The 21,531-nt window shown below is 63.1% G+C and carries 20 protein-coding genes and 1 pseudogene; 9 read left to right on the top strand and 12 right to left on the bottom strand.

Annotated features, from left to right (window positions below; all coding sequences use genetic code 11):
- Positions 1 to 123 precede the first annotated feature (123 nt).
- Both D7Y21_RS41495 and D7Y21_RS41490 read left to right on the top strand, forming a co-directional pair.
- Positions 124 to 1,152, top strand: a complete 1,029-nt coding sequence (locus tag D7Y21_RS41495; RefSeq protein WP_147469321.1) for a PIN-like domain-containing protein — start codon at positions 124 to 126, stop codon at positions 1,150 to 1,152.
- 1 nt (position 1,153) lies between these two features.
- Positions 1,154 to 1,489: a hypothetical protein gene (locus D7Y21_RS41490; RefSeq protein ID WP_147469320.1), complete on the top strand. Its 336-nt coding sequence runs from the start codon at positions 1,154 to 1,156 to the stop codon at positions 1,487 to 1,489.
- Between the two features lie 6 nt (positions 1,490 to 1,495).
- On the opposite strand, the gene D7Y21_RS18670 is transcribed toward D7Y21_RS41490, so the two are convergent.
- Positions 1,496 to 1,900 (bottom strand): transposase, encoded by a 405-nt coding sequence (locus D7Y21_RS18670; RefSeq protein WP_121714780.1) that lies wholly within the window; start codon positions 1,898 to 1,900, stop codon positions 1,496 to 1,498.
- Between the two features lie 292 nt (positions 1,901 to 2,192).
- Here D7Y21_RS18670 and D7Y21_RS41485 point away from each other — a divergent pair, with 292 nt between their 5' ends.
- From D7Y21_RS41485 to D7Y21_RS18660, 3 genes are all read left to right on the top strand, one after another.
- Positions 2,193 to 2,804: a hypothetical protein gene (locus tag D7Y21_RS41485; protein ID WP_147469319.1), complete on the top strand. Its 612-nt coding sequence runs from the start codon at positions 2,193 to 2,195 to the stop codon at positions 2,802 to 2,804.
- 569 nt (positions 2,805 to 3,373) lie between these two features.
- Positions 3,374 to 3,574: a hypothetical protein gene (locus D7Y21_RS18665; protein ID WP_120564241.1), complete on the top strand. Its 201-nt coding sequence runs from the start codon at positions 3,374 to 3,376 to the stop codon at positions 3,572 to 3,574.
- 216 nt (positions 3,575 to 3,790) lie between these two features.
- Complete coding sequence (locus D7Y21_RS18660) at positions 3,791 to 4,912, top strand: DUF3103 domain-containing protein (protein WP_233612187.1); 1,122 nt, start codon at positions 3,791 to 3,793, stop codon at positions 4,910 to 4,912.
- A 78-nt stretch (positions 4,913 to 4,990) separates the two neighbouring features.
- On the opposite strand, the gene D7Y21_RS18655 is transcribed toward D7Y21_RS18660, so the two are convergent.
- The 4 genes from D7Y21_RS18655 to D7Y21_RS18640 all read right to left on the bottom strand — a co-directional run bounded on the left by D7Y21_RS18655 (position 4,991) and on the right by D7Y21_RS18640 (position 9,428).
- Positions 4,991 to 5,368: a hypothetical protein gene (locus D7Y21_RS18655; RefSeq protein WP_233612185.1), complete on the bottom strand. Its 378-nt coding sequence runs from the start codon at positions 5,366 to 5,368 to the stop codon at positions 4,991 to 4,993.
- A gap of 8 nt (positions 5,369 to 5,376) precedes the next feature.
- Positions 5,377 to 5,856 carry a hypothetical protein gene (locus D7Y21_RS42820; RefSeq protein WP_233612184.1) on the bottom strand — a complete coding sequence of 160 codons (480 nt, stop codon included), beginning with the start codon at positions 5,854 to 5,856 and terminating at the stop codon, positions 5,377 to 5,379.
- A 101-nt stretch (positions 5,857 to 5,957) separates the two neighbouring features.
- Positions 5,958 to 7,376 carry a cytochrome P450 gene (locus D7Y21_RS18645; RefSeq protein WP_121714775.1) on the bottom strand — a complete coding sequence of 473 codons (1,419 nt, stop codon included), beginning with the start codon at positions 7,374 to 7,376 and terminating at the stop codon, positions 5,958 to 5,960.
- 21 nt (positions 7,377 to 7,397) lie between these two features.
- The gene (locus D7Y21_RS18640) at positions 7,398 to 9,428 is read right to left on the bottom strand and encodes a lipoxygenase family protein (protein ID WP_121714773.1); all 2,031 of its coding nucleotides are present in this window, start codon (positions 9,426 to 9,428) and stop codon (positions 7,398 to 7,400) included.
- A gap of 283 nt (positions 9,429 to 9,711) precedes the next feature.
- Here D7Y21_RS18640 and D7Y21_RS18635 point away from each other — a divergent pair, with 283 nt between their 5' ends.
- Together D7Y21_RS18635 and D7Y21_RS18630 are read left to right on the top strand one after the other, a co-directional pair.
- Entirely contained in the window at positions 9,712 to 11,775 is a 2,064-nt protein-coding gene (locus D7Y21_RS18635; RefSeq protein WP_121714771.1) for a lipoxygenase family protein, read from the top strand.
- A gap of 29 nt (positions 11,776 to 11,804) precedes the next feature.
- On the top strand, positions 11,805 to 12,017 hold the full coding sequence (locus D7Y21_RS18630) for a 2OG-Fe(II) oxygenase (RefSeq protein WP_370038852.1): 213 nt from the start codon (positions 11,805 to 11,807) through the stop codon (positions 12,015 to 12,017).
- A gap of 44 nt (positions 12,018 to 12,061) precedes the next feature.
- Here D7Y21_RS18630 and D7Y21_RS18625 read toward each other — a convergent pair whose 3' ends face one another.
- The 3 genes from D7Y21_RS18625 to D7Y21_RS41480 all read right to left on the bottom strand — a co-directional run bounded on the left by D7Y21_RS18625 (position 12,062) and on the right by D7Y21_RS41480 (position 16,167).
- On the bottom strand, positions 12,062 to 12,592 hold the full coding sequence (locus D7Y21_RS18625; RefSeq protein ID WP_158627314.1) for a transposase: 531 nt from the start codon (positions 12,590 to 12,592) through the stop codon (positions 12,062 to 12,064).
- Positions 12,556 to 13,101, bottom strand: a complete 546-nt coding sequence (locus D7Y21_RS18620) for a winged helix-turn-helix domain-containing protein (RefSeq protein WP_121714767.1) — start codon at positions 13,099 to 13,101, stop codon at positions 12,556 to 12,558. Before D7Y21_RS18620 ends, D7Y21_RS18625 begins: the two co-directional genes overlap by 37 nt.
- A 333-nt stretch (positions 13,102 to 13,434) precedes the next feature.
- On the bottom strand, positions 13,435 to 16,167 hold the full coding sequence (locus D7Y21_RS41480) for an ATP-binding protein (protein ID WP_147469318.1): 2,733 nt from the start codon (positions 16,165 to 16,167) through the stop codon (positions 13,435 to 13,437).
- A gap of 206 nt (positions 16,168 to 16,373) precedes the next feature.
- Between D7Y21_RS41480 and D7Y21_RS18610 the strand changes: the two are divergent.
- Positions 16,374 to 17,541: pseudogene (locus D7Y21_RS18610) on the top strand (IS4 family transposase).
- 492 nt (positions 17,542 to 18,033) lie between these two features.
- On the opposite strand, the gene D7Y21_RS18605 reads toward D7Y21_RS18610, so the two are convergent.
- The 4 genes from D7Y21_RS18605 to D7Y21_RS18590 form a co-directional block, all read right to left on the bottom strand.
- Positions 18,034 to 19,314: a transposase gene (locus tag D7Y21_RS18605; RefSeq protein ID WP_121714763.1), complete on the bottom strand. Its 1,281-nt coding sequence runs from the start codon at positions 19,312 to 19,314 to the stop codon at positions 18,034 to 18,036.
- Between the two features lie 74 nt (positions 19,315 to 19,388).
- On the bottom strand, positions 19,389 to 19,766 hold the full coding sequence (locus tag D7Y21_RS18600) for a hypothetical protein (protein WP_121714761.1): 378 nt from the start codon (positions 19,764 to 19,766) through the stop codon (positions 19,389 to 19,391).
- 8 nt (positions 19,767 to 19,774) lie between these two features.
- Complete coding sequence (locus D7Y21_RS42815; protein WP_233612182.1) at positions 19,775 to 20,254, bottom strand: hypothetical protein; 480 nt, start codon at positions 20,252 to 20,254, stop codon at positions 19,775 to 19,777.
- Between the two features lie 36 nt (positions 20,255 to 20,290).
- Positions 20,291 to 21,184 (bottom strand): 1,4-dihydroxy-2-naphthoyl-CoA synthase, encoded by an 894-nt coding sequence (locus tag D7Y21_RS18590; RefSeq protein WP_120564234.1) that lies wholly within the window; start codon positions 21,182 to 21,184, stop codon positions 20,291 to 20,293.
- Between the two features lie 87 nt (positions 21,185 to 21,271).
- Here D7Y21_RS18590 and D7Y21_RS18585 point away from each other — a divergent pair.
- Positions 21,272 to 21,531 (top strand): putative quinol monooxygenase (locus tag D7Y21_RS18585; protein WP_121714806.1); only part of this gene is annotated, 260 nt, incomplete at its 3' end.

The following is a 21,531-nucleotide window of genomic DNA, read 5'->3' as shown; positions in this document are numbered from 1 at the left end:
GCCCGAAGCGACCAAGTAGCACTACCCTTCTACCCATCGTGAACTCTTGAAGCAGCATTCGGCATGTGAGAAAAACTGCATTCCAGCCTGAACTTTAACCCGACCTCTCCACATGGCATGAGCATGAAGAAGGCATTTCCAGAATACTTCGCACGCGACGCGAAAGACAATCTTCTTTGGACACAAGCACTCATTGTATTCGACGCCAGTGCATTACTGGACACATACACATTTTCAGAGACGACACGACTGACCCTTTTAGACTTCCTAAAAAGGCTCGAAAAGCAACTATGGATGCCTCACCAGTTCGCGCAAGAGTTTCTGCGAAATCGGCGGAGCGTAATTCACAAGCAAGTCAATCGATATAAGTCAATTAGCAAGGCTTTTTCGGAATTTCGGAAGCCTGTCGCGCAGTACGACAACGACATTAGCGCCGACCATTTCCTGCGCACGCATCTAGCCAATCCGCTCAAGAATTTTTATGACGCTGCCGAGAAGGAATTAAAAGAGCATCTTAAGGCGCTGGAGAGCATGGCCAATGTTGACCCATGGCTTGAGCAACTCTCGGAATTAATAGACACGAGGGCTGGCGATGCTCCAACCATGGCTGACTACAGAAGAATGGTTGAGGATGCAAAATTCAGGTTTAGCCTAAACATTCCTCCTGGCTGGCGCGACCAAGCGAAAGAAGCGCAGGGTCTTCTCGCGTACGGCGACTACTTTGGATGGAGCCAGATTCTTGAGCATGCCAAGAAGAAGGAGTGCCCTACTATTCTAGTGATCGACGACAGCAAGGATGATTGGTGGGAGAAAGATCCGGCTACAAAGAAGCTACGTGGAGCACGCCCAGAGTTGATAGCGGAGTATCGCACCGTCGTCGGCCAGAACTTCTTTACGCTCCGCATTGAGTCGTTCATTTTTCTTGCTGGCGAGATTCTAGGCAAACCGGTAGCGGATCCCGTAAAAGAGGAATTGAGGGCACATGAGGCTGCGACTTCTCCTGATCGGGACGTGAAGATTACTGCTGCAAAGGCTTTGGGCACAGAGCAGCCGAAAGTGCGTCGTGGCGAAGAGAAACTTTCGGGCGTTTCCGAATCAAAATCACCGGATTCCGACAGGAACATGAAGCTCACCCCAGGCGAGGGCGACTAGAATGGCTATCGTTGTCCAAGCCAAGATGCCCAGGGAACTCTTAAGGGCGATCCGCAACGCGATTGATGATGGTCTGGTTGCGAACTGGGAATATGATGGAGATGGCGATTTTACTTATTTGGAAGGGCCATATAAGCGTCAGGCTTGGTTCAGCGCTCGTTCGAGCACCGATCGACTAACGCTCAACATGATTGGCAGGAAGGATACGCATGTCTCAGTAGGGCTTTACGCAATCTACCACGGTCGTTTTGTAGAAATGCTTCTTCAGCATTTCGATGACAACTTTGATGGCGTCCGAGTCACTGCGTCGGCAACCCCAGGTGATCTCATCGAGTGACAGTCTCTAACAAACGTCAGGACAGAGGCGACGCAGGAGCATGACGCGGCAGCCACAGACGAGAAGGCCGAAGTGGACGTCGTCCCTGCGTTCGTCGCGAACTCGAAGTCGGCGCAGCTGGTTCTTCCAGGCCAGCATGCGCTCCACGGCCCAGCGATAGCGTCCGAGCCGCTCCTTGGACTCACCGCCGGGACGCGCGATGCGATCGACGATGCCACGCAAGCGGAGCCCGCGCCGATTCTTCCTGGAGGCGTAGGCCTTGTCACCATGCAGATTCCCAGGCAGCAGGCGCCGCTGGCCCGAGGGCATCCTCACTGCGGGCACGGAGTCGACGAGGAGGAAGAGTTCGTGCGTGTCGTGGACGTTGGCGGCCGTCACGGACTCAGTGATCGGCATGGTCGGAATACGCATATCATATGTGCCTCATCATTTCGGGGATCGTGTACGAGGTCCACTGGGACAAACCGAGCACGAGCGAACGGGTCATGGAAGGCACGCGTCTCGAATCATGGGGCGGCTTGGGTCGATGGGGAAGCGGCGCTATCGTCGCGCCACGGGCGGATGTCGAAAAGGCCTGGAGGATTTGAACCCCATGCGCACATATGTGCTGCTCACCTTGGTTTTCCTTGTGGCCTGCGGGTCCAAAGGGGGTTGCACCCGAGAGCAAGTATCCACTGGCGACGTTGCACGAAGCAGGGTTGGCGTGCCCACCGATGCCGGTCCTGCGGTCGTTGAAGCGCCAGCAGACATCCCGCTTACGACGCTGCGTTGTTCATTGGCGGGGAGTTCGACGGGTGTCGTTGCCCGCTGGTTCGGTGAGCCGGTCCCAAAGGAGTTTTCGCCTGTATTCGGGTTTCACACGCTGCGCTTTCAGTTCCCGAGCGGTGAGGAACTGGAGTTCAAGCCTGAAGAACTGTTGTTCCCGTCCGACTGGAGCTGCAACATTTTCTCTCCGGACTGTCGCCATGTCGCGCTTTTTCTGGGGCGCTCGGTGGGCTATCACATTGTCGAATTGGGGGCCCTGCAAGACTACCTGGCAGGCCGCCGCCCCCCCTTCGCAACGCTGCGTTACTCGGGGGAATTGCCCAAGCCTCACCACCATGGTCATGGCCACTGGGTGTCACCCACGGCGTTTGAATTCTTTGTCTTCGCTCCCGGCGATGTTGATGGCTGGGCTGCTGAGGGGGCGAGTGTCAGGCTCCGGGCAGAGTTCGCCGGAATTCGCCAGGGCGCTGCGCCGCCCCTGCAGGTGATTGAAGAAAAACTCGCTCATCCGCCAGACGATGGCTGTGCGGCAGCGGATAGCCATCCCTGACGGCCCCCTCACCGCCGGCCAATGGCTGTGTACGCAAACCGTGCAAAACAATAGAAGCGCCGTCCTTCGACGCCATGAGACTCAAGCGTCGCCGTTTGAGCAAAGCCTGCCCAGCGCAACCAACGGATATGCGCAACGTTTCTGCTGTCCACGTTGCACCAGAGGCAATGGTATTTCTGGTGGAGCTTTGGGACCCACTCAAAGGTGAGTCGCACGATTGACGCCGGGTTCGTCATGAACTCGTTCGTCCCGAGGAGCCACGTTTCGCCAGAGTGAGAGTGGCTTGGGACAGCGCCAAACATCCCAACCACGTCCCCCGCCTGTCCAAGAAGCGTGAGGCAGGGCGCAGATTGACGCAGGAGGCGTTCCAGAACTGCCGTCGGAGCCTCGGCAGTTGTCGCTTGAAGTTCTCGCAAGTCCGCTGTGCGCAAGCGGCACGCGAGGGGATGGATATGAAGGGAACGCGCCGGCACGACGATCATGGGAGCGTATGAGCGACTTGGAGGGCTGTCTTCAAGGAAATCAGACAGGATAGCCTACAAGTCGCTCGGGCGGATGCTTCTGCACGGGTGGACGATGACGTCGCGGAGACCAACGAGAACAACAACCAGGGTGCTTTCACCTTGACGGTCGTCGCGAGTCAGCCGTTGACGGTCCAGGACTCGGCCAGCGCCCTGGATTCCGACCTGCCCGGCCCGGTCCGCGAGCACCTGGAGCAGTACACCCCGACGATCGGGTTCGTGGACGGCTTCGCTTCGATGTCGCGTTGATGAAGTGAGCCAGCCGCAGGGACCGGGCGCATCCGGCCCGGGTCCCTGCAACGAGAGGCGGCCTCACCGGGAGCGACTCACGCAATCCTGCTTTTTCTTCTATATCCATGAATACAGGCCATGATGAATAATGGCAGGTCAGCGTTGCCGTGCACCTGCGGCTGCTGGCCCAGCACCCTCTCTCACCCACCGGAGAATCCAATGAAGCGGATAGGGATGGTCATCGCGCTGTTCATTTGCGTGAACGTAGTCCCCCAAGCTCGAGCCGCCGCCATGAAGCCAGCGGCGCTGCGCGAGCGCATCAGCGTGTCGCTGGCCGCCGACAAGCGCGAGGTGGCGCTGACCCTGGCGAAGCAGGACACGGTGATGCGAAAGGCTCTCGCTTCCCGATTGAGCGGCGAGCAGCTCGCGGTGGATCTGAAGCAGTGGCTGAGCACCGTGTCGGCCCCGTCCTCCGTCACGGGCGTGGCGGAGCGAGCGGACCTGAGCATCCGTCGGCTCAAGGGCATCGATCGTGAGCTCGACAGCCTGCTGCAGCTTCGTCTGGCGAGCGAGTCCATGCTGTCGGCATTGCAGCAAGGCGTTGAACCTCTCTACGCGTACGAGCCGGATGGCAATGACTCCCAGTGGCGATTCATCGAGGCCTTCGATCGCCTGGGCCGCGTGCACCACCTCGACGTGCACCGCATGCCCGAGCAGCCGGTGTTGGTGGTGGACATCGATGGGCGCAGAGACCTGGCCGCCGGCATCAAGCTGATGCGCGAGCACCTCGTGGCCCTCGGGCAACGTCCCCTGCCCGTCCTGGACACGGCCGCCGCGGCGACCAGCACGCCGGTGACGATCCTCGATCGCATCTACCTGAACGACGACGAGGAGCCCTGGATCTCCGGTAACGCGGAGGTCTATGCCATCGTCAATGGTGTCGACCCCAGCCGTGACGCACCGCAGTTGGACATCGTCGACATGCCCTATCTGGACACGGAGGGGAGGACCTACTCCCCGAACCAGGTCCTGATCTTCTGGGAGCGTTACCGTTGGGCGGCGGCGAACGTCATCCTCATGGAGCACGACGACAACACCAGCTACCAGGAGCTGGTGAGCTACCTGTTCAATGTCGCGAGCCAGATCCTGACCGCCATCGGCCAGCCGGAGATTGGCGCCCTGGTGGCCCTGGGCAGCGGGCTGGTGGATCGCATGCCGGGTGAGTGGTTCACCAACGACGACGACTATGTCGATTCGTTCTACACCCTGGAAAAGAACCACACGTACACCAATTACAGCGGAGCACGCGGCAACGCGGTGGTGTCTCTCAAACCGTACGAGCTCGTGGGCCAGTAGCAGCCGGTAGGCACCGAGAGTCGTATCGGCTCGCTTGGCCAGCAGGGACCGGGCGCATCCAGCCCGGGTCCCTGCAACTCAGGGCTCCATTTCCTCGGGGAGCGGCGTGCGGAGAAACATCAGCCCGCCGCCCGTCCTGCGAAGAATGACCCGAAAGCCCTTCCCTGCGACACGCACCAGGTCGCCCTCCTGACCCAGCCCCTGCGTGAGCCACGCGTCAGCTTCTTCCGCCGTAGAGAACGACTGGGCCACGACAATGGACTCCGCAGCGGGGATGAAGAACTTCCGGAAGTACTCCCGGTAGTCCTCAAGCGTCCCCTTCTCGCGGACGTAGAGCAGCGCCACCGCGGCGATTCTCAGCGCTTCGTCTTCGGGAGTTCCATCCTGGAACCGCTCCCCGATCGTCCCAAGGACGCCCATCACGGCATCGACGTCGAAATTGGAGTTATAGGCCATGGGTCCTCCTACAGAGCGAGTGGGGCCAGGATCAACGCGCCCGCCGCACCAATGGTCAGCATGAAGCCAGTGCCGCCGACAATGACCAGCGTGCCAAGCGCGACTTCCGACTTGTGCTTCAGCAGCCATTCTCTGGCCTGCCGGACATTTTCGAACTCCAGGCGTTGCGCGCTGGATGTCTGCTCGCCCACCTCATCCACGCAGTCGTTGTACGCCTTGCCGCAGTCCGCCGTGCAGCGCTTGTAATACCACTCGTCATGCTTGTGCGGGTACGGAGGCCGGCTTTTCAGCCAGCACTCTCGGAAGCAGGCTTCATGTTCCGCCTGACAATCCCTTGTACCCGCCCCTCCTATCGCAAGCGACGAGCCTACGCCTTCGGCGGACTCCGCGACCACGTAGGCATGCGGAGCTGGACTTGGTGAATGTGCACATCCCAAGCTCAGCATCAGCGGCAGAAGTACTGACGGCGCCCATATCAACATGCGCATCCGAAGCCCCCCTGACGGCCCAAGATAACATCTGCTCGGTACGTCCAGGGGAACCGCTTGAAGTTACGTCTGCTCTTCTGCACAAACGTTCACGACGCGACCTAAGCGCTCCGGGCGCGCACATTCTCGGATGACGGGGCTGCCCGCTCGACGAGCTTCCCGGTGACGCCCTTCGGCAGCACCACGCCGAAGAAGAAGCCCTCCTCGAAGGGTTCCGTCGAGTCGAGGTGGACCTTCACGCGGGAAGCAATCGTCGTCAGTGCCGTCTTCAGGAACGTCATCGCGAAGTCCGCGCCCACGCACGCGCGCGGCCCCCGCCCGAAGGGGAAGAAGTGACCGCTCCCCAGCGGGTCTTGCGTCGTGCCTCCGTCCAGCCAGCGCTCCGGCTTGAACGTTTCCGGGTCCGGCCAGTGCGCCGGGTCGCGGTGCAGGTGCTGGTTCGAGATCATGATCATCGAACCCGCCGGCAACGTGACCCCGGCCAACTGCGCGTCCTTCGACGGCGTGCGCGTCATCACCCGGACCGCCGGCAGGATGCGCAGCGCTTCATACGCCACCGCCTCCGCCCACTTCGCGGCCTCCAGCTTCTGGAACGTCAGCGGCCCGTCCGCCACCAGGGAGGCGGCCTCGGTGGCCAGACGCGCTTCGGCCTCGGGGTACTTGTTGAGCTGGTGGAACGCGCCCACCAGCGTGACGCTGGAGGAGAACGCCCCGCCGAAATACGTGCCCCCCAGCATGTGGGCCAGCACCTGATCATCAATGCCCGGTGTCTCCCGCAGGTAGCGGGACATGACGTCCATGGCACCCGGGTCCTGCCGCTTGCGAGCCTCGCGGATGCGGTCCACGAAGTGCCCGTAGAAGCGCGCCTTCACCGCCTCGAAGTCCTTCGGCGGCTTCACGAACTTCAGTGGCAGCTTCGACTGGATGCGCGCGTCCGCCGCCCTCGCGAGCAGCATGAAGTCCTCGAACACCTGATCCGGCAGCTTCTCCCCCACCTGAGCCACCGAGAACGCGTCGAACGTCAGCCTGCGCAGCGCGGGCGTGAAATCGATGGTCCCCTGCTTGAGCAGCGCGTCCACGGACTCGGAGATGGCCACCTGCATGGGGCCCACCTGGTCCGCCAGCCACTCCGTGGCCCAGGGCTGCGCGCCGGGCTCCAGGGCGCGCTTCTGGACCCAGTCGCCACGCAGCTCCGCCGTGAAGGCCGTGTCGGTCGTCGTGGAGGGGCGGATCTGCTCGCTGATGTTCCCCTTCTCGAACTCCATCCGGCGCGGGGACTCGTAGACCTCCGCGATGAGCGCCGGATCGTTGAGCACCAGTCCGGGATTGGGTCCCATCCAGATGAGCGTGACGCCGCCGTACTCGCGGCCATAGCGGGCGCAGACGTCCCAGGGCGAAGCCCCCAGGAAGTCCCCGGCCGTGCCGAGGATCCCTGGCTGGGGACCGGGCAGCGACGCGAACGGCTTTCGCTTCGCGCCGAAGAACAGGTTGAAGATGCCGCGAGAGAGGGCGTTGGGCACGGGCGGTGTCTCCTGACGGCGCTAGACGGTGATGCCGCAGGGGATACGGTCGGCCTGCAGGACGGTGTAGGGCACCGCGAGCTTCGCGTTGCGCGCCTTCACGGCCTCGCTCTGCGCGCGCAGCCGGGAGTGGAAACGGTCACGGATGGCGAGGAGCTCCTGCTCCTGGAAGTACTCCTCGCGCCAGCCGTCCTCGTGGAGCAGGTACTCCTCGTCGTCACCGAAGCTGGACAGCGCGCGGCCCACGGCCACCTGCCAGAGCATCTGCGTCTTGGAGGGAATCATCGCTTCGATGTCCTTCTCCCCCAGGACGCCCTTCTGGCGCGGCGGAGGCTGGCGCATGCACAGCGGTGCGTTGGGCACGAAGGCGTAGTGCTCGTACTGGAGGTAGTTCACCGCCGCGTGCTGGACGCTGACCGTGAAGAGCACCGTGGTGAGGATGTCCGTGAGGTCGGACACGCGCTTCAGCTCCGCGCACGGGAGCTTCTCCACGGGCAGGCCGTGCTCGGTGAGGTCCTTCCACCATCGCTGCATGTCGGTGTCGTGCACCAGGTCCTCGTCGGACCTGTAGAAGTGCCCCAGCACGCCGCCCACATACTCCTCCAGGGCGTCCCACAGCAGCAGCGCGTCATCCCGGTATGGGTAGTTCGGGAGCACCGCGGGGTCGAGCACACCGCGCCGCTCGATGTCCTGGCGCGGCTGGTTGTCCGTGAGCTTCCAGGTCCGGTACCCCTTCTTGCCCAGGAACACATGGCCCTGGTCGGGGCCGCCGGTGGCGATGAGGTCGTCGAACACGCCGCCTTCCGCGAGCAGGCCCTTTCGCGCGCCCTCGTTGATGGCGAGCGTGTAGCGGAAGTGGCGGCGCAGCAGCTTGTAGACCGGGTGCGGGTCCGGGAGGTTGCGCATCGTCGCCATGACGAACGGCTCCGCCACGAAGTGGGTGCGCAGCGCGTGGCCCACCATCTGGTGCGTGTTGCCCTCGCTGCACCGCAGGTAGATCTTCGCGGCCAGCCAGTCGTGCGCACTGTCATTGGGCGTGAACACCGGGTCCTGCTCCGGGTCACGGCCGAGCTGGATGGCGATGGGCCGCAGCTGCCGCGTGTCATCCAGGTACAGCAGACACCGGGACGCGGGCGCCCACCGGCGCTCCTCGACGCCCTCCTTGTTGGTCTTTTTGAACATGGGCACGTCGCCCAGGATCTCGAAGTCGAGCAGGAAGACGCGCTTGCCGGCCAGCGCCTGCTCCAGCGTCGTGCCCGGCGACAGCTGCCCCTTCAGCGCGTCATCCGTCACGGGCATGCCCTCCGGCAGCGCGGTGATGGACTGGATGTGGACGGGGCTGATGCCCTGCACCGCCTGCCGGGCGAACTCAGCGTCGTCCTGCCAGCGCCGGGCGAGCGTGGGCAGCTCGAGGCCCTTGAAGAAGTCGAAGATGTCCACGAGCCCGTTCCACGCCTTGCTCAGCACGGGCATGTGCAGCTTGATGGCCGCGAGCGTCTTCGCGATGACGACCTCGTAGCTGCCATCCACGAGCCCCCGGTAGAGCTCGTCCTTCGGCAGCGGACGCGCCTCCGTGATGTCGAGCGCGCCGGGCAGCCCGGCGGTCGCCTCCGCAGGGCGCCAGGGGTACATGCGCTGGCGGGCCAGGAGCAGGTCGTTCCGGGCCATCTTCTCCCGCTCGTGCTGGACCTGCTGGGGCAGCCGCGCGGTGCCCTCGAGGACGTCGGCGGTGGTCTTGCCCAGGACCCAGCGGTAGTACGGGAAGAACCAGTGCCTCCCCGTCGTGGTGACGGTCACCGAGTCCAGGAGCCAGTCGCCCCCGACGCCACCGCCAGCGTTGGAGAACCGGAGCACGAGCAGGTCGCCCAGGTCCTCGGCCTTGACGGTGTAGGCATCCACCGCGCCGGCCTCGAAGTCGTTGTGGAAGCGCTTGTCCAGGAGGTACGGCCGGCTCTCGCCCTTCGTGCCCACCAGGACCACGGAGATGGCCGAGTTGGTTCCCGCGCCGAGCTTCGAGCTCGTGCGAATCGTTAGCGTGTAATCGGTACCCATGGATTCTCCACTAGCACGTGGCGCGCAAGGTACGCCGGTGGAAGAGGGGCGGACAATGTGCGGAGGCGTCACCGCTCATGCGGAGCATGTGACGGCAGCTGGCTGCCGTGGATCCGATAGCCGCCTGCCCTCGGGGGCGAGGGCGCGAGTATGGGATTGCCGCAGGCATGCTACCTTCCCGCGAGATGAAGCCCGCTTCCCGTTGTCCCCCGGCTGAGGGGGGTTCCCGCGGTACCGTTCGAGGGTCGGCTCCGACCACGGCAGGCATTGAGGCGCGGAGCTGATGCCTGGTGCGTGGCGCCGGCTGTTGACCTCGCTGGGGTTCTCATCCAAGGCCGTGGAACCGCCACTCCTGGAGGCGGAGGAGCTGACCCGGTGGTACGCGGGGCTGGGGCTGAAGGAGCGGCTGGAGGTCAGCCGCAACCTGGTCAAGCAGGTGCGTGCGCCGCGAGCGCTCCGGGCTTCGTCGGCCCTCCCCGCCGTCGTCACCGGCAGGTTGATGTTCGAACAGGACGGGCCCCAGGGTCCCATTCCCCTGCATCACATCAAGCTTGAGCTGTGGGACCGGGACTTCGGCACGCCGGACGACTTCCTGGGCGAAGGCTTCACGGCCGCGGATGGTTCATTCACCCTCCGCTACGACCCGGCGGACGCGGGTGAAGGAGACACGCCGGACCTGGAGCTGCGCTTCTTCGAGCCGCAGCACACGTTCCGTCAGGACGGCCGCGTGGTGGAGACCTGGAGGCGCATCGGTTCGGAGCGCGGGCCGGACGATCACGTTGGACTGGAGCACGACTTCGGGACGCTGCGGCTGCCCTACTGGGAATACGACCCGTCTACGCCGCTGGCGCGGTTGCTGGTGGTGGAGGAAGGCACTCCGCCAACGGCGTATGCGCCCGGCCGAGCCCTGGCGATGCTCAAGGCCGTCGCGCCCATCGAACTGGTGAAGCGCCAGCACCAGATGCAGATCCGGCTGGGACAGGCGCCGAGCCTCGCGAAGATCCAGGCGGACTACCCGGAGACGATGACGGTCCGGATGGAGCGCGAGTCCCCGGGCTCCTCGCGGAGCGATGCGTGGTTCGGAGAGCGGCTGCTCAACGGGATGTTCTCCACCCTCCTGGACCGCGACCCGGAGGTGCCTGGGGACGAACAGGCCTTCCGGCTGTACCTGCCGTGGAATGCCTATGAGCAGGACGGCGTGCATTGCCTGCCGGACGTGGATCTCCGGCTGCGGCTGGTGGACGGGAAGCTGATGCCCCAGCGGATCATCCTGGGGATGCGGGAGCCCGGAGCGACGGCGCCCGGCTCACCGGTGACGCGGCGGACATACACGCCCGCGGATGGCGCGGCCTGGGAGGCGGCGAAGCGGATGGCGCGGGTGAGCGCGACGCTGGACGTGGAGCTGGGCAATCACCTGGGGCAGTGCCACTTCAACGTGGAGCAGTACGCCATCGCCGCGCACCGCAACCTGCGGCGCAATCCCTTGCGCTGGCTGCTCATGCCGCACCTGCGCGAAGTCGTGTTGATCAACCACGCCGCCAATGGGTTCCTGGTGGGGCCCTCGGGGTACATCACGCGGGCCAGTGCGCTGACGGAAGCAGGTATCCACCAGCGGCTGGAGCACCTGATGGGCAGCTATGACTGGAAGGGCTTCGCCCCCGCGGCGCCCGTCTGCGAGGGGCACCGCTACGCGCACGCGGGCCGGCTTTTCTGGAAGCTGCTCGGAGAGCACATCGACGCGTTCTTCGCGGAGCACGGCGCGGAGGTGGAGGCGCAATGGCAGGAGGTGCGCAGGTTCTCGGACGACCTCGTCACGCACTCCGCGCCAGCGTTCGTGTGCCGCTATCTGCGGGCGAAGGTGCCAGGGAAGGACGCGCCGTGGTTCGTGCGCTCGGAGCGAATGGACCTGGACGCGAAGGTCACGGAGCCGGCAGCCAGGGCCGTGAGCTCGGTGACGCGGACGGAGACGCCCCAGCCCGGTGAGATGGAGGCGCTGAAGCACCTCTGCCGCTATGTCATCTTCTTCGCGACGTTCCGGCACGCCTGGGCGAACAACCTCCAGTGGGAGGACGCGGGCGAGGTCCTGTACTCGTGTCTGGGATTGCGCTGGGGCAAGGGCGGCGCGCTGTCCACCGAGGAAGACCTGGACGTCGCGCCGCCGCCTGACGCGGCGACGGAGATGCTGTGGATCTCCTGGATGTTGTCCAAGACGAACTACGGCTTCATCCTGTCCAACGAAGAGGAAGACCTGCATCCCCGTCTGCTGGAGCTGCTCCGGGCCCATGCCGCGGACTTCGCGGCCCTGGGCCTGGATGTCCGGACGGTCAGCTCCCGCATCAACATCTAAAGCGGCATCAGTACGTCCAGGGGAACCGCCTGACGGAGCAGCGGCCGCGCATGCAGTCACGGGCGGAGGTTGTTCCTCTGCGCCAGGGAGATGCAGTCGTCTTCGCGGTCCATCAACGGCCGGTCCAGGGTACGCGGGGTACCTACCGCGTCAATCTGCGGCACGGTGTCAGCCGCGTGCACTCCGGCATGAGGCACACGGCTGGAAGATGGAAGCATCTTCCACGACGCGGCCGTCCTTAAACAATGAAAGCAAGAGTCAGGATTGCGGAGGGTATTAATCCCCTTCAGGTAAGTCCATGAAGGGAGAGCCCTGCGTGGGCAAAGAAGCCACGCAGGGCCGCATGATGGCGGCCGAGGCGGCCAAATGCAGCGCGCACCTGGCGCAGTAGCTCCGCGGTCGACTCGGGCGTGGAGTTGAGCATGGAGCGCTTCACCTGACTGTTGCAGCCCTCCTCGGGATTGAGCTCTGGCGAGTAGGCGGGAAACGACTCCAGGACGAAGTCGCAGGAGTGAGACTCGACGAAGCGCTTCACCTCGTTTGAGCGATGGGCGCCCAGCCTGTCCCACACCACCACCAGCGGGTGGCCCACCTTGCGCCGGAAGTAACGCAGGGCCGCCACCACCTGGGCGCTATGCACGCTGCCCTCGAAATGCCGCGCATAGAGGCGGGCCTTTCTGCGCCCGAAGGGAGCCACCAGTGCCACCACGCTGGACACTTCACGTCTCATGGAGACGCGTCGCAGTTCAGGCGGCTGGCCTATGGGAGCCCAGGTGGTACCTAGCCGGGCCCGAAACGTACTACCCGTCTCGTCCACGCAGGCAATGACTGCCCCTCGGCGCGCAGCCCCCTTTTAATGCGTGGCCAGTCCCGCTTCAGCCACGCCTCCACCAGCGCCTCGTCTCGCTCGCGAGCTTTGGGTTTGGGCCGTTGCACCGACAAGCCCAACCGGTGCAGTGGCTCCGCCAGGTAGTTGGGGTGGTAATGCACGCCGTAGCGACGCTGGATGACCTGGGCCACTCGCTTCAGTGTCCACCTTTCGGTGGTGAAGCCCGCCGTCTTGGCTCCTGCTTCCACCACTCCCTTCACGTCCAGCCACTGCCCCTCCGTCAGCTTCGAGGGGCGCCCGCTTCGCGCTCGGGACTTCAGCCCGGCGACTCCTGCCTCCTCGATGCGTCGAGCCCACTCGCATGCCGTACTCGGGCTCACGCCCAACTGGCGCGCGACCTCCGCCTGCGTGTAGCGCCCACTCTCCAGCAACCGGGCCGCCTCCAACCGGCGCTCCTCCAGTTGCTCTGTCGTCAGCCTCCTCGGCTGCCACGCCATGAGAAGCCTCCTGCCTCCTCATGGCGTAACTCCCTTCACCCTTCGGTAACTTCCCTGAAGGGGATTAGAGGTCATGACCGGCGTTCCTCGTCGACACCTTTGCGCATGGACTGCCACTGAAACTGCCTAGGCCAAGAAGAAGCGAGGCGCACCTGTGTGGACAACTTCTCAATTCTGAGCGCAATCGACTTCGTGTTGGGAGTAGAGCCCCAAGGGCTTAGGTGTCGACATGACATCATCTATCAATCTACAGACTCTGCAAGGTGAACGGGGCGGCGCCAATTCAGTCCTTCTCACAACTATCAATCAAGCCCCCCACAACCACACCGCCCCTCAGCCCGCTTGGTTATTTTTTGTAAATCGAACAAACTCCATCTCAAGCTCATTGCGGTACTTATCACCTGGCACCAACAGACCAATCGCCTGAATCAAGTCCTGCCCCGCCGACAAATCAAGGAGCGCCACTTTAATCTTAAACCGATCATGAAGAAATGCCGGCATGAACTTCTCGTCTTTCAAACCACCAAGTGCCTCATTGATAGCATCCAGCGCACGCGCGCTCTGTTTCATGCCCAAAAGCGCCTGTGCCTTTCGCTGCCACCAGAAGCACTGGCGATCCCTACTTGGCACCTGATCGAGTCGCTCGTTCGCGCCAGCAAACTCCTCAAGCAAAATCAGCGCCTCTGAATGCTGGATCTTTTGGTAACTGTTAGGCGCAGCCATGCTTGCGTAGACGTCATCGGACGCAAGCAAGAACTCCCGTCGACGCGGATCGCTCGCCTGGACGGCCTTCGCTGCAGCCTTATGCGCTTGAGCCCAGTTGAAGCGCTCGGACTCTGACGAGGGAACAGAGTCGCGCCACTCGATCGCCTCGAACAACCGCAGCGTCAACTCCGGCATTGTGTAGTGAGTCTTCTGCGAAACTGACGCAATAAGCTGGAAGGCATGTCCGCGGTCGAGCTCGCGCGCACGCGCCAAACTCCGCATAAGCACCGATTCTTGAGCTACCAACTCCGCAGGTGAACCCTGCGCGGCAAAAAGTCGCAGAGTTTCGAGCAAGACCGCTGAAGACACAGTGCTTTCGTCTGCCTCATATTGCACGAGAATCTCCCGGCACTGGTCCAACGACTCTGATTTGCGCTGCGTCTTCTCAAGGAGTCGGGCCAACTGGAGCCGAGCGGCTGCGAACTGTGGGTGGCTGAGCAAAATTCCGCGAAATTCCGACTCCGCCTGCGAATACTCGCCGAGACGCTCCAGCATTTTCGCATGGTGGTGATTGAGGTCCCGAAGCAACTCGCCGTTCGCTGCTGGACTACCACTAAGCATCTTGAGAGCCTTGATATTCTCTCTCAATGAGGCACGAGCCTCCTCTACACCGCGACTCGCCGAGGTAAGCGTATACAAAGCTTCAACGCTCTCAATAACCGCCCGAATCTCAATCTCGTGTCCAGACCAACAATCCAAAGAGGCAAGGTTTCGCGCGGTTGCCACGGAACCATCAAGCACTGCCGACGGCGTATTAGCGGCTCTTACCAACGCCGCTGAGTAGACGAAAGCAGGGCGCTGGTCCGTGCGGAGCAAGCGGAGCAGCAGTCGTGAATGGACACTGGTAACGCGTCGGACCAGCATGTCCCCACGCTCGTGCTCAGCCCGAATAAATCCATCCAACTTTTCGCGAAACATCAACTCGCGCTCACCAGAAACGGTCACAACAGCCTGAATTGATTTATACACAACATCATGCACACGCACTGCCCCCGCTACAGTTGCCGCAAGGAACGCACGCTTCCTGAGATTCCTGACCGCAAGCGCAGACACACAGGCCATCATCAACTCAGCATCAACACGCGCCTCGCCACACCATTTAATGAACTCAAATTCAGCAGACAGCGGAATCCTATGCCGCAGAAGGATACGTTGACAGACCTTGTCGTGCCGTTCGTCTTCGATGGAACTCACCGCATCCGAGCAACATGCATTAACGCCTTCCCATCCGTCGTCATGCGCCACCCGATTCAAGGCCCTCAGCAGCAGTGGATGTCCGCCCACGTTTGTGAGCACACGCTTCAAGACCGCTTCGGGGCACCGATCTGTCAATCCTGATTCAAGAAGAGTCTGCGCCGAGTCACGATCGAGGTCTTCCAAAGTGATCGCCAGCCGATCGGAGGTCGTCTGGCATGTCACAATCACCTTTGAGGCCCCACAGTTCATGGAGTTGACCTGCTCCGATGGAAGTGTTGCGTCGTCCAGAACTAGAAGACATTTGTGTCGCCGGAGCAGACTGGCGACATTGTGACGCGTGCCAGTGCGCCGGACGTCCACATCGGCAAGCTGCTTAACATCTTGCAGTTCACGCGCATCAAGCCAAATCACAAGTTCAAACGTCGATTTGAGCGTTTCCGCAATTCGAGCTGCGAGCGCACTTTTTCCAATTCCGCTGATCCCGCTGATGACTACAAATGGCCCAACTGCAAGTCGCTCGGCGACAGCCCTTTCGGCGAGTGCTCGTGGCAGGTAGCCTCCATAAACAGGAATGTGATGACTAAACGCATGCTCGTCAGCCAATCGCCCGATACTCGGCAGGAATGCAGCAAGATCGCGAACGAGTCGTTCCGATTCAATGGCATCGAAGATATGGTTCGCGATGGCTCTTGAATCCAGGATCTCTACTTTCCTAGACGTTCCACCCGCCATGAATTCCGCAGCCAAGTTCGCGATTTTTGTTGTTTCCCCTGCACTTGCCTCACGCGAAGATAGCAGCCAAATCTTTTGAACATTCGGATGCAGACTGATCGCATGAGAGAGGTCGTCCCTGGGCTTTGGCATGCTCCCCTGGAAGTAGTCGTCATCCGAGCTCATCTCGGCCACAAACGCCGCCCCATTAGCTGACGTATCGACCGTATATCCGCGTGGCGCCCCTACAATCGTTGTGCCGCGTTCGCTCCAATGCACGGGCTGGATGGCCCGCATCACAACATAGCCGAATTGCTCAAACCGCCCGCCGGCGAGCAGCGCAATCTCTTCAATCAGCGTTGTGATCACCTTGTGCCGAAACCCATCGAGCATCAAACTCACTCCTCAAATTAATGATTGATGCGGGAGTATAGGAGGAGTCGTAGGCCTGTTGAAGGGTGGCCAGTTTGAGAGTAGGAGCCAAGAAGGCCTGCCCCCAGGGGCCTGAGGGATCCCCTCATCTAGCGAGTTGATCAGCAGCCGGTCGCTCGGCGGCTGCGTGCGGTGGCCCTGGCGTTTGGGCACAGAGGCAGGCCACCATGACGCGCAAGGTGGCCATCGACGAAGAGCAGGTGCGGTCGTTCCTGACAGAGGTGTTCGAGGATGACCTGCACGTCAAGCGCATCCTGTCCCTCTCCCACGCGACGCTGGGGGCGGTGCAGGCCACCAGCCTGTCCGTGGCGGCTATCGGCAAAGCCATGGCGTGGGCGAGGGGCGAGGGGCGAGGACGTCACATCCAAGCACGCCGTGAAGCAGGTGGACCGGTTGCTGTCCAATGGTGGCATTGAGGTCTGGAAGCTCTTCGGGGCCTGGGTGCCATTCGTGCTGGCCGAGCGCACGGAGGCCGTCATCGCACTGGACTGGACGGACTTCGAGAAGGACGACCAGGAGTCCCTGGTGGCAAGCCTCGTCACCCGTCATGGACGAGCGACGCCGCTGGTGTGGACGACGCTGGTCAAATCGGCCTCCGCAGGAAATCGGCAGCTCACCGAGGACCTGGTGCTCCAACGGCTGCGGGAGTTGGTTCCCTCCCACGTGCAGGTGACGGTGCTGGCGGACCGGGGCTTCGCGGATGCGAAGTTCTACGCCCTGCTGAAGCAGCTGGACTTCGAGTACGTGGTGCGTTTCCGCTCGGACGTGCTCGTCACGTCCGAGCAAGGGGAGACGAAGCCGGCGGCCGAGTGGGTGCCGGAGGGCGGCCGGGCGAAGTTGCTGCGGGGGGCTCGCGTCACTGCGGCAGGGGCCCAGGTGGGGGCGGTGGTGTGTGTGAAGAGGAAGGGGATGAAGGAGTCCTGGTGCCTGGCCACCAGCTTCAACCAGGCGCCTGCCCAGGAGGTGATGGACGCCTATGGCCGCCGCTTCACCATCGAGGAGACGTTCCGGGACGTGAAGGACCTCAAGTTCGGCATGGGCCTGAAGCAGGTTGGTGTGAAGACACCGGACCGCAGAGACCGGCTGCTTCTCATCTCCGCCCTGGCGCAGGTGCTGCTGACGCTGCTGGGCGCCGCGGGCGAGGCGCTCGGCTACGACAAGCACTTGAAGGTGAACACCGCGAAGAAGCGGACTCACTCGCTCTTCACTCAAGGCGCCTACTACTTCATGGCCATGCCGCGCATGAGCGATGAGCGACTGCAGCCGCTAGTGGAACGGTTTGGTCAACTGGTACGTGAGCACGCCGTGTTCCGCGAAGCCTTCGGGCTTATCTGATTCAGATGAGGGGATGCCTCAGCCCAGGGGCAGCACGTAAACCGGATGAGGCATAGACAGCTACCTGGAGAAGTGAGTCGTCGGCAGGAAATGGATGAAGGACAGGTTGACTGCCTTGCATGCTGCCATGAAGCCGGATAGGTGCGGCCCACGCCACAGCTTCTGCTCCATGGAGGAGCTGGCTACAACTGCCTGTAGAGGGTAATTTCCATTCACCCGGAAACCGAACGGGACTTCACGGGCGGAGAGTTCGTGCTGATGGAGTAGCGGCTGCGGATGCGGTCCCGCACGGAGGTCGTCCCCCTACGTTAGGGAGATGCGGTTGTCTTCATAGGCCATCACTACCGCGTCCAAGGCACACACTCGGGGGCGTACCGCGTCAACGTCCGCCATGGTGTCAGTCGCGTGTGATCCCGCATGATTCTCACGGCGGGAATTATCGTCCATGGCGCGGACATAGGCTCTGACTTTGGACACTGCTTGTCGCAGCGCTCAGGGCGTGAGAAGAAATGACCCTTCCGACTCGTCGAGCCACCCTTGCGCGATGGCGAGCAGGAGGTTGTGGGCGACGAGTGCGAGCAACCACGCGGCTTCGGCTCGCTTGCGACCTCGTACGTGAAGCCTGCGCAGTCCTTGGCGCTCCTTGACCTGAGCATTGAGCAACTCCGCCGTCGGTGCGCGCTGGGCGTATGTGCGCTTGCCGGCGGGTGTCTGCATCCGCGCACGCCACGCATTGAGGGGGTCGCTTCGTCGGCCCCTGCGCCGCCCCTCCGGTGGAAGCAGGTTCTTGCGCGCCGGTAAGGGAGAAAAGACACGAATGCCCTGCGACTCGAGCGCGGAGAAGGCCTTGAGATTCCGATAGGCCCCGTCCACCAACCAGGCTTCGGGCTTGAGTCCCAGGACGCGGGCCACCCATTGCACCATGGGGAGCAACTGTGCAGCGTCCGCCCCCGCATCGGTGACACGACCGGCCAATGCCAACCGGCTCTCGACGTCCGAGACGGCCTGCGCGTTGTAGGCAGGACGGAAGCCGCCGTCTGGCATGCGCATCACTTGGGCCTGTGGGTCGGTGAGAGAGGCTCGGGGTTCGCCATGAGCGCCCCCCTTCGCACGTTTCTTACGGCGTGCTGCTGCCGGCAGTGCAGCGAGCGCGAGTGCCGCCCGGGCCTGTAAATCGGCGCGAGCGCGTTTGCGTGCTGCACGTGCCTTGGTACTCGCGCCCTGCTGGCACGGGCCGGCGGCAGCAGCCACGGTTGCCCGCTTCTGCAGGGTGGCCTTGCGGTGAAAAGAGGCAGCCCCTGCTGAAGCACGCACACGCGTGCCGTCCTGCGCAAGTCGCCGTGGCCGGTGTACGGCACCGCGGCTGCACAGGTCATCCAGCAGCTTGCCCAGCAACGCCCGGAAGGCAGGGCCTGAGCGGGTCATGAAGGAGGACAGCGTATGCGCCGACACACTGACGCCGCCGCACAACCACCAATACGCAACGTCCGTACGCAGCCTCACCGCAATGGCGTGAGCACTGGAGAGGCCCTCCATCTGCCCATACACCCACAGCGCCAGCAACAGCCTCGGGTCCACTGCCGCACGACCCGCGTGATGGGGACGCGCACGGATGGCGCGCTCGAAGTCCGACATGTCCAACGCTTCGACAGCCGCCCATACGGCGCGCACTGGATGACCTCGGTCAACCAACTGCTCGTAGGTCCGCGCCGCCAGCACCTGCGTCCGTTTCGGCCGGAGCACACGCACTCGTGGCCGTTTGCTCCCCGCCATGGCGATTCATGCTCGCACAGCAGCACTTATGCATCCCTTGGATGCATCAGAATCGTTAATTTTTTCTCACCCCCTCAGGGCTCCATTTCCTCGGGAAGTGGAGTGCGGAGAAACATCAGCCCGCCGCCCTTCCTGCGAGGAATGACCCGGAAGCCCTTTCCCGCGACACGCACCAGGTCGCCCTCCTGCCCCAGTCTCTGCGCGAGCCACGCGTCAGCTTCCTCTGTCGTGGAGAACGATTGGACCACGACAATGGACTCCGAAGCGGGGATGAAGAACCTCCGGAAGTACTCCCGGTAGTCCTCCAGCTTCCCGTTCTCGCGGACGTAGAGCAGCGCCACCGCAGCGATTCTCAGCGCTTCGTCCTCGGGAGTTCCATCCTGGAACCGCTCTCCGATCGTCCCAAGGACGGCCATCACGGCGTCGACGTCAAAATTGGAGTTGTAGGCCATGGGTGTTCCTACAGAGCGAGTGGGGCCAGGATCAAAGCTCCAGCCGCGCCAATGGTCAGCATGAAGCCAGTGCCGCCGACAATGACCAGCGTGCCAAGCGCGACTTCCGACTTGTGCTCCAGCAGCCATTTCCTGGCCTGATGGACGCTCTCGAACTCAAGGCGTTGCGCGCTGGCGGTCTGCTCGCCCACCTCATCCACGCAGTCGTTGTACGCCTTGCCGCAGTCCGCCGTGCAGCGCTTGTAGTACCATTCGTCATGTTTATGCGGGTACGGAGGCCGGCTTTTCCGCCAGCACTCTCGGAAACAGGCTTCATGCTCCGCCTGACAATCCCTCCCGCCCGCACCTCCTGTTGCAAGCGACGCTCCTACGCCTTCGGCTGAGTCCGTGATCACGTAGGCATGCGGAGCCGGGCTTGGTGAATGTGCACATCCCAAGCCCAGCATCAGCAACAGAAGTCCTGACGACGCCCATTTCAACAAGCGCATCCGATGCCCCCCTGGCGGCCTCAGGATAACGCCTGCTCAGTACGTCCAGGGGAAGCGCTTGAAGTCGCGCTTGCGCTTCTGCACGAACGCGTCGCGGCCTTCCTGTGCCTCCTCCGTGCCGTAGCCCAGACGCGTGGCCTCTCCCGCGAAGAGCTGCTGGCCCACGAGCCCGTCATCCGGGAGGTTGAAGGCATACTTCAGCATCTTGATGGCCGTGGGGCTCTTGGTGTTGATCTCCGCCGCCCACTCCAGCGCCACCTTCTCCAGGTCCTTGTGCGGCACGGACTTGTTGATGGCGTTCATCTGGAACGCCTCGTCAGCCGTGTAGGCCTGGCCCAGGAAGAAGATTTCGCGCGCCCGCTTCTGCCCCACCTGCCGCGCCAGCAGCGCGCTGCCGTAGCCCGCGTCGTAGCTGGCCACGTCCGCGTCCGTCTGCTTGAACATCCCGTGTTCCTTGCTCGCGATGGTCAGGTCGCACACGACATGCAGGCTGTGCCCGCCACCCGCCGTCCAGCCCGGCACCACCGCCATCACCACCTTCGGCAGGAAGCGGATCTGCCGCTGGACCTCCAGGATGTGCAGCCGCCCCAGCCGCGCGGGGTCCGCAGCGTCCTCGCCGGGCTCGTACTTGTAGCCGTCCTTGCCGCGGATGCGCTGGTCGCCTCCCGAGCAGAACGCCCACCCGCCGTCCTTCGGCGACGGCCCGTTGCCCGTGAGCAGCACCACGCCCACGTCCGTCATGAACCGCGTGGCCTCCAGCGCCCGGGCCAGCTCGTCCACCGTCTTCGGGCGGAACGCGTTGCGCACCTCCGGCCGGTTGAACGCGATGCGCACCGTGCCCTGATCCACCGCGCGGTGGAACGTGATGTCCTTGAACTTGTGGCCTTCCACGGGCTGCCAGCGGGACGCGTCAAAGAGGTCCGAGACCATGCGCAGTCTTGCTCCGAAATTGAGGGAGTGAACGGCCCGGAACCCTAGCGGTTTCCGCTCGGGGACGCCCGCGCTACCGTGCGCGCCATGTCCACGAGCCTGCTCGTCGTCCATGTCCATGTGCACGTGCTGCCCCAGCACGTCGACGCCTTCCTCCAGGCCACCCTCGCCAACGCCCGCGAGAGCGTGAAGGAGCCCGGCATCGCCCGCTTCGATGTCTGCCAGGACAACGAAGACCCCACCCGCTTCGTCCTCGTGGAGGCCTACCGCTCCCCGGACGCCCCCGCCGCGCACAAGGAGACCGCCCACTACCTCACGTGGCGTGACACCGTCACCCCCATGATGGC

It is taken from the genome of Corallococcus sp. AB045, assembly GCF_003668895.1.
Lineage (GTDB): Bacteria > Myxococcota > Myxococcia > Myxococcales > Myxococcaceae > Corallococcus > Corallococcus coralloides.
The sequence above is the reverse complement of the archived record's forward strand: the minus strand, read 5'-3'. Positions and strand labels throughout refer to the sequence as shown.

What these genes read in the sequence shown, in the direction of transcription:
- D7Y21_RS41495 (WP_147469321.1), top strand. Translation starts at nt 124, where the DNA reads ATGAAGAAGGCATTTCCAGAATACTTCGCACGCGACGCGAAAGACAAT.
- D7Y21_RS41490 (WP_147469320.1), top strand. Translation starts at nt 1,154, where the DNA reads ATGGCTATCGTTGTCCAAGCCAAGATGCCCAGGGAACTCTTAAGGGCG.
- D7Y21_RS18670 (WP_121714780.1), bottom strand. Translation starts at nt 1,900, where the DNA reads ATGCGTATTCCGACCATGCCGATCACTGAGTCCGTGACGGCCGCCAAC.
- D7Y21_RS18660 (WP_233612187.1), top strand. Translation starts at nt 3,791, where the DNA reads ATGGTCATCGCGCTGTTCATTTGCGTGAACGTAGTCCCCCAAGCTCGA.
- D7Y21_RS18655 (WP_233612185.1), bottom strand. Translation starts at nt 5,368, where the DNA reads ATGGCCTATAACTCCAATTTCGACGTCGATGCCGTGATGGGCGTCCTT.
- D7Y21_RS42820 (WP_233612184.1), bottom strand. Translation starts at nt 5,856, where the DNA reads ATGCGCATGTTGATATGGGCGCCGTCAGTACTTCTGCCGCTGATGCTG.
- D7Y21_RS18640 (WP_121714773.1), bottom strand. Translation starts at nt 9,428, where the DNA reads ATGGGTACCGATTACACGCTAACGATTCGCACGAGCTCGAAGCTCGGC.
- D7Y21_RS18635 (WP_121714771.1), top strand. Translation starts at nt 9,712, where the DNA reads ATGCCTGGTGCGTGGCGCCGGCTGTTGACCTCGCTGGGGTTCTCATCC.
- D7Y21_RS18620 (WP_121714767.1), bottom strand. Translation starts at nt 13,101, where the DNA reads ATGGCGTGGCAGCCGAGGAGGCTGACGACAGAGCAACTGGAGGAGCGC.
- D7Y21_RS41480 (WP_147469318.1), bottom strand. Translation starts at nt 16,167, where the DNA reads ATGCTCGATGGGTTTCGGCACAAGGTGATCACAACGCTGATTGAAGAG.
- D7Y21_RS18605 (WP_121714763.1), bottom strand. Translation starts at nt 19,314, where the DNA reads ATGGCGGGGAGCAAACGGCCACGAGTGCGTGTGCTCCGGCCGAAACGG.
- D7Y21_RS18600 (WP_121714761.1), bottom strand. Translation starts at nt 19,766, where the DNA reads ATGGCCTACAACTCCAATTTTGACGTCGACGCCGTGATGGCCGTCCTT.
- D7Y21_RS42815 (WP_233612182.1), bottom strand. Translation starts at nt 20,254, where the DNA reads ATGCGCTTGTTGAAATGGGCGTCGTCAGGACTTCTGTTGCTGATGCTG.
- D7Y21_RS18590 (WP_120564234.1), bottom strand. Translation starts at nt 21,184, where the DNA reads ATGGTCTCGGACCTCTTTGACGCGTCCCGCTGGCAGCCCGTGGAAGGC.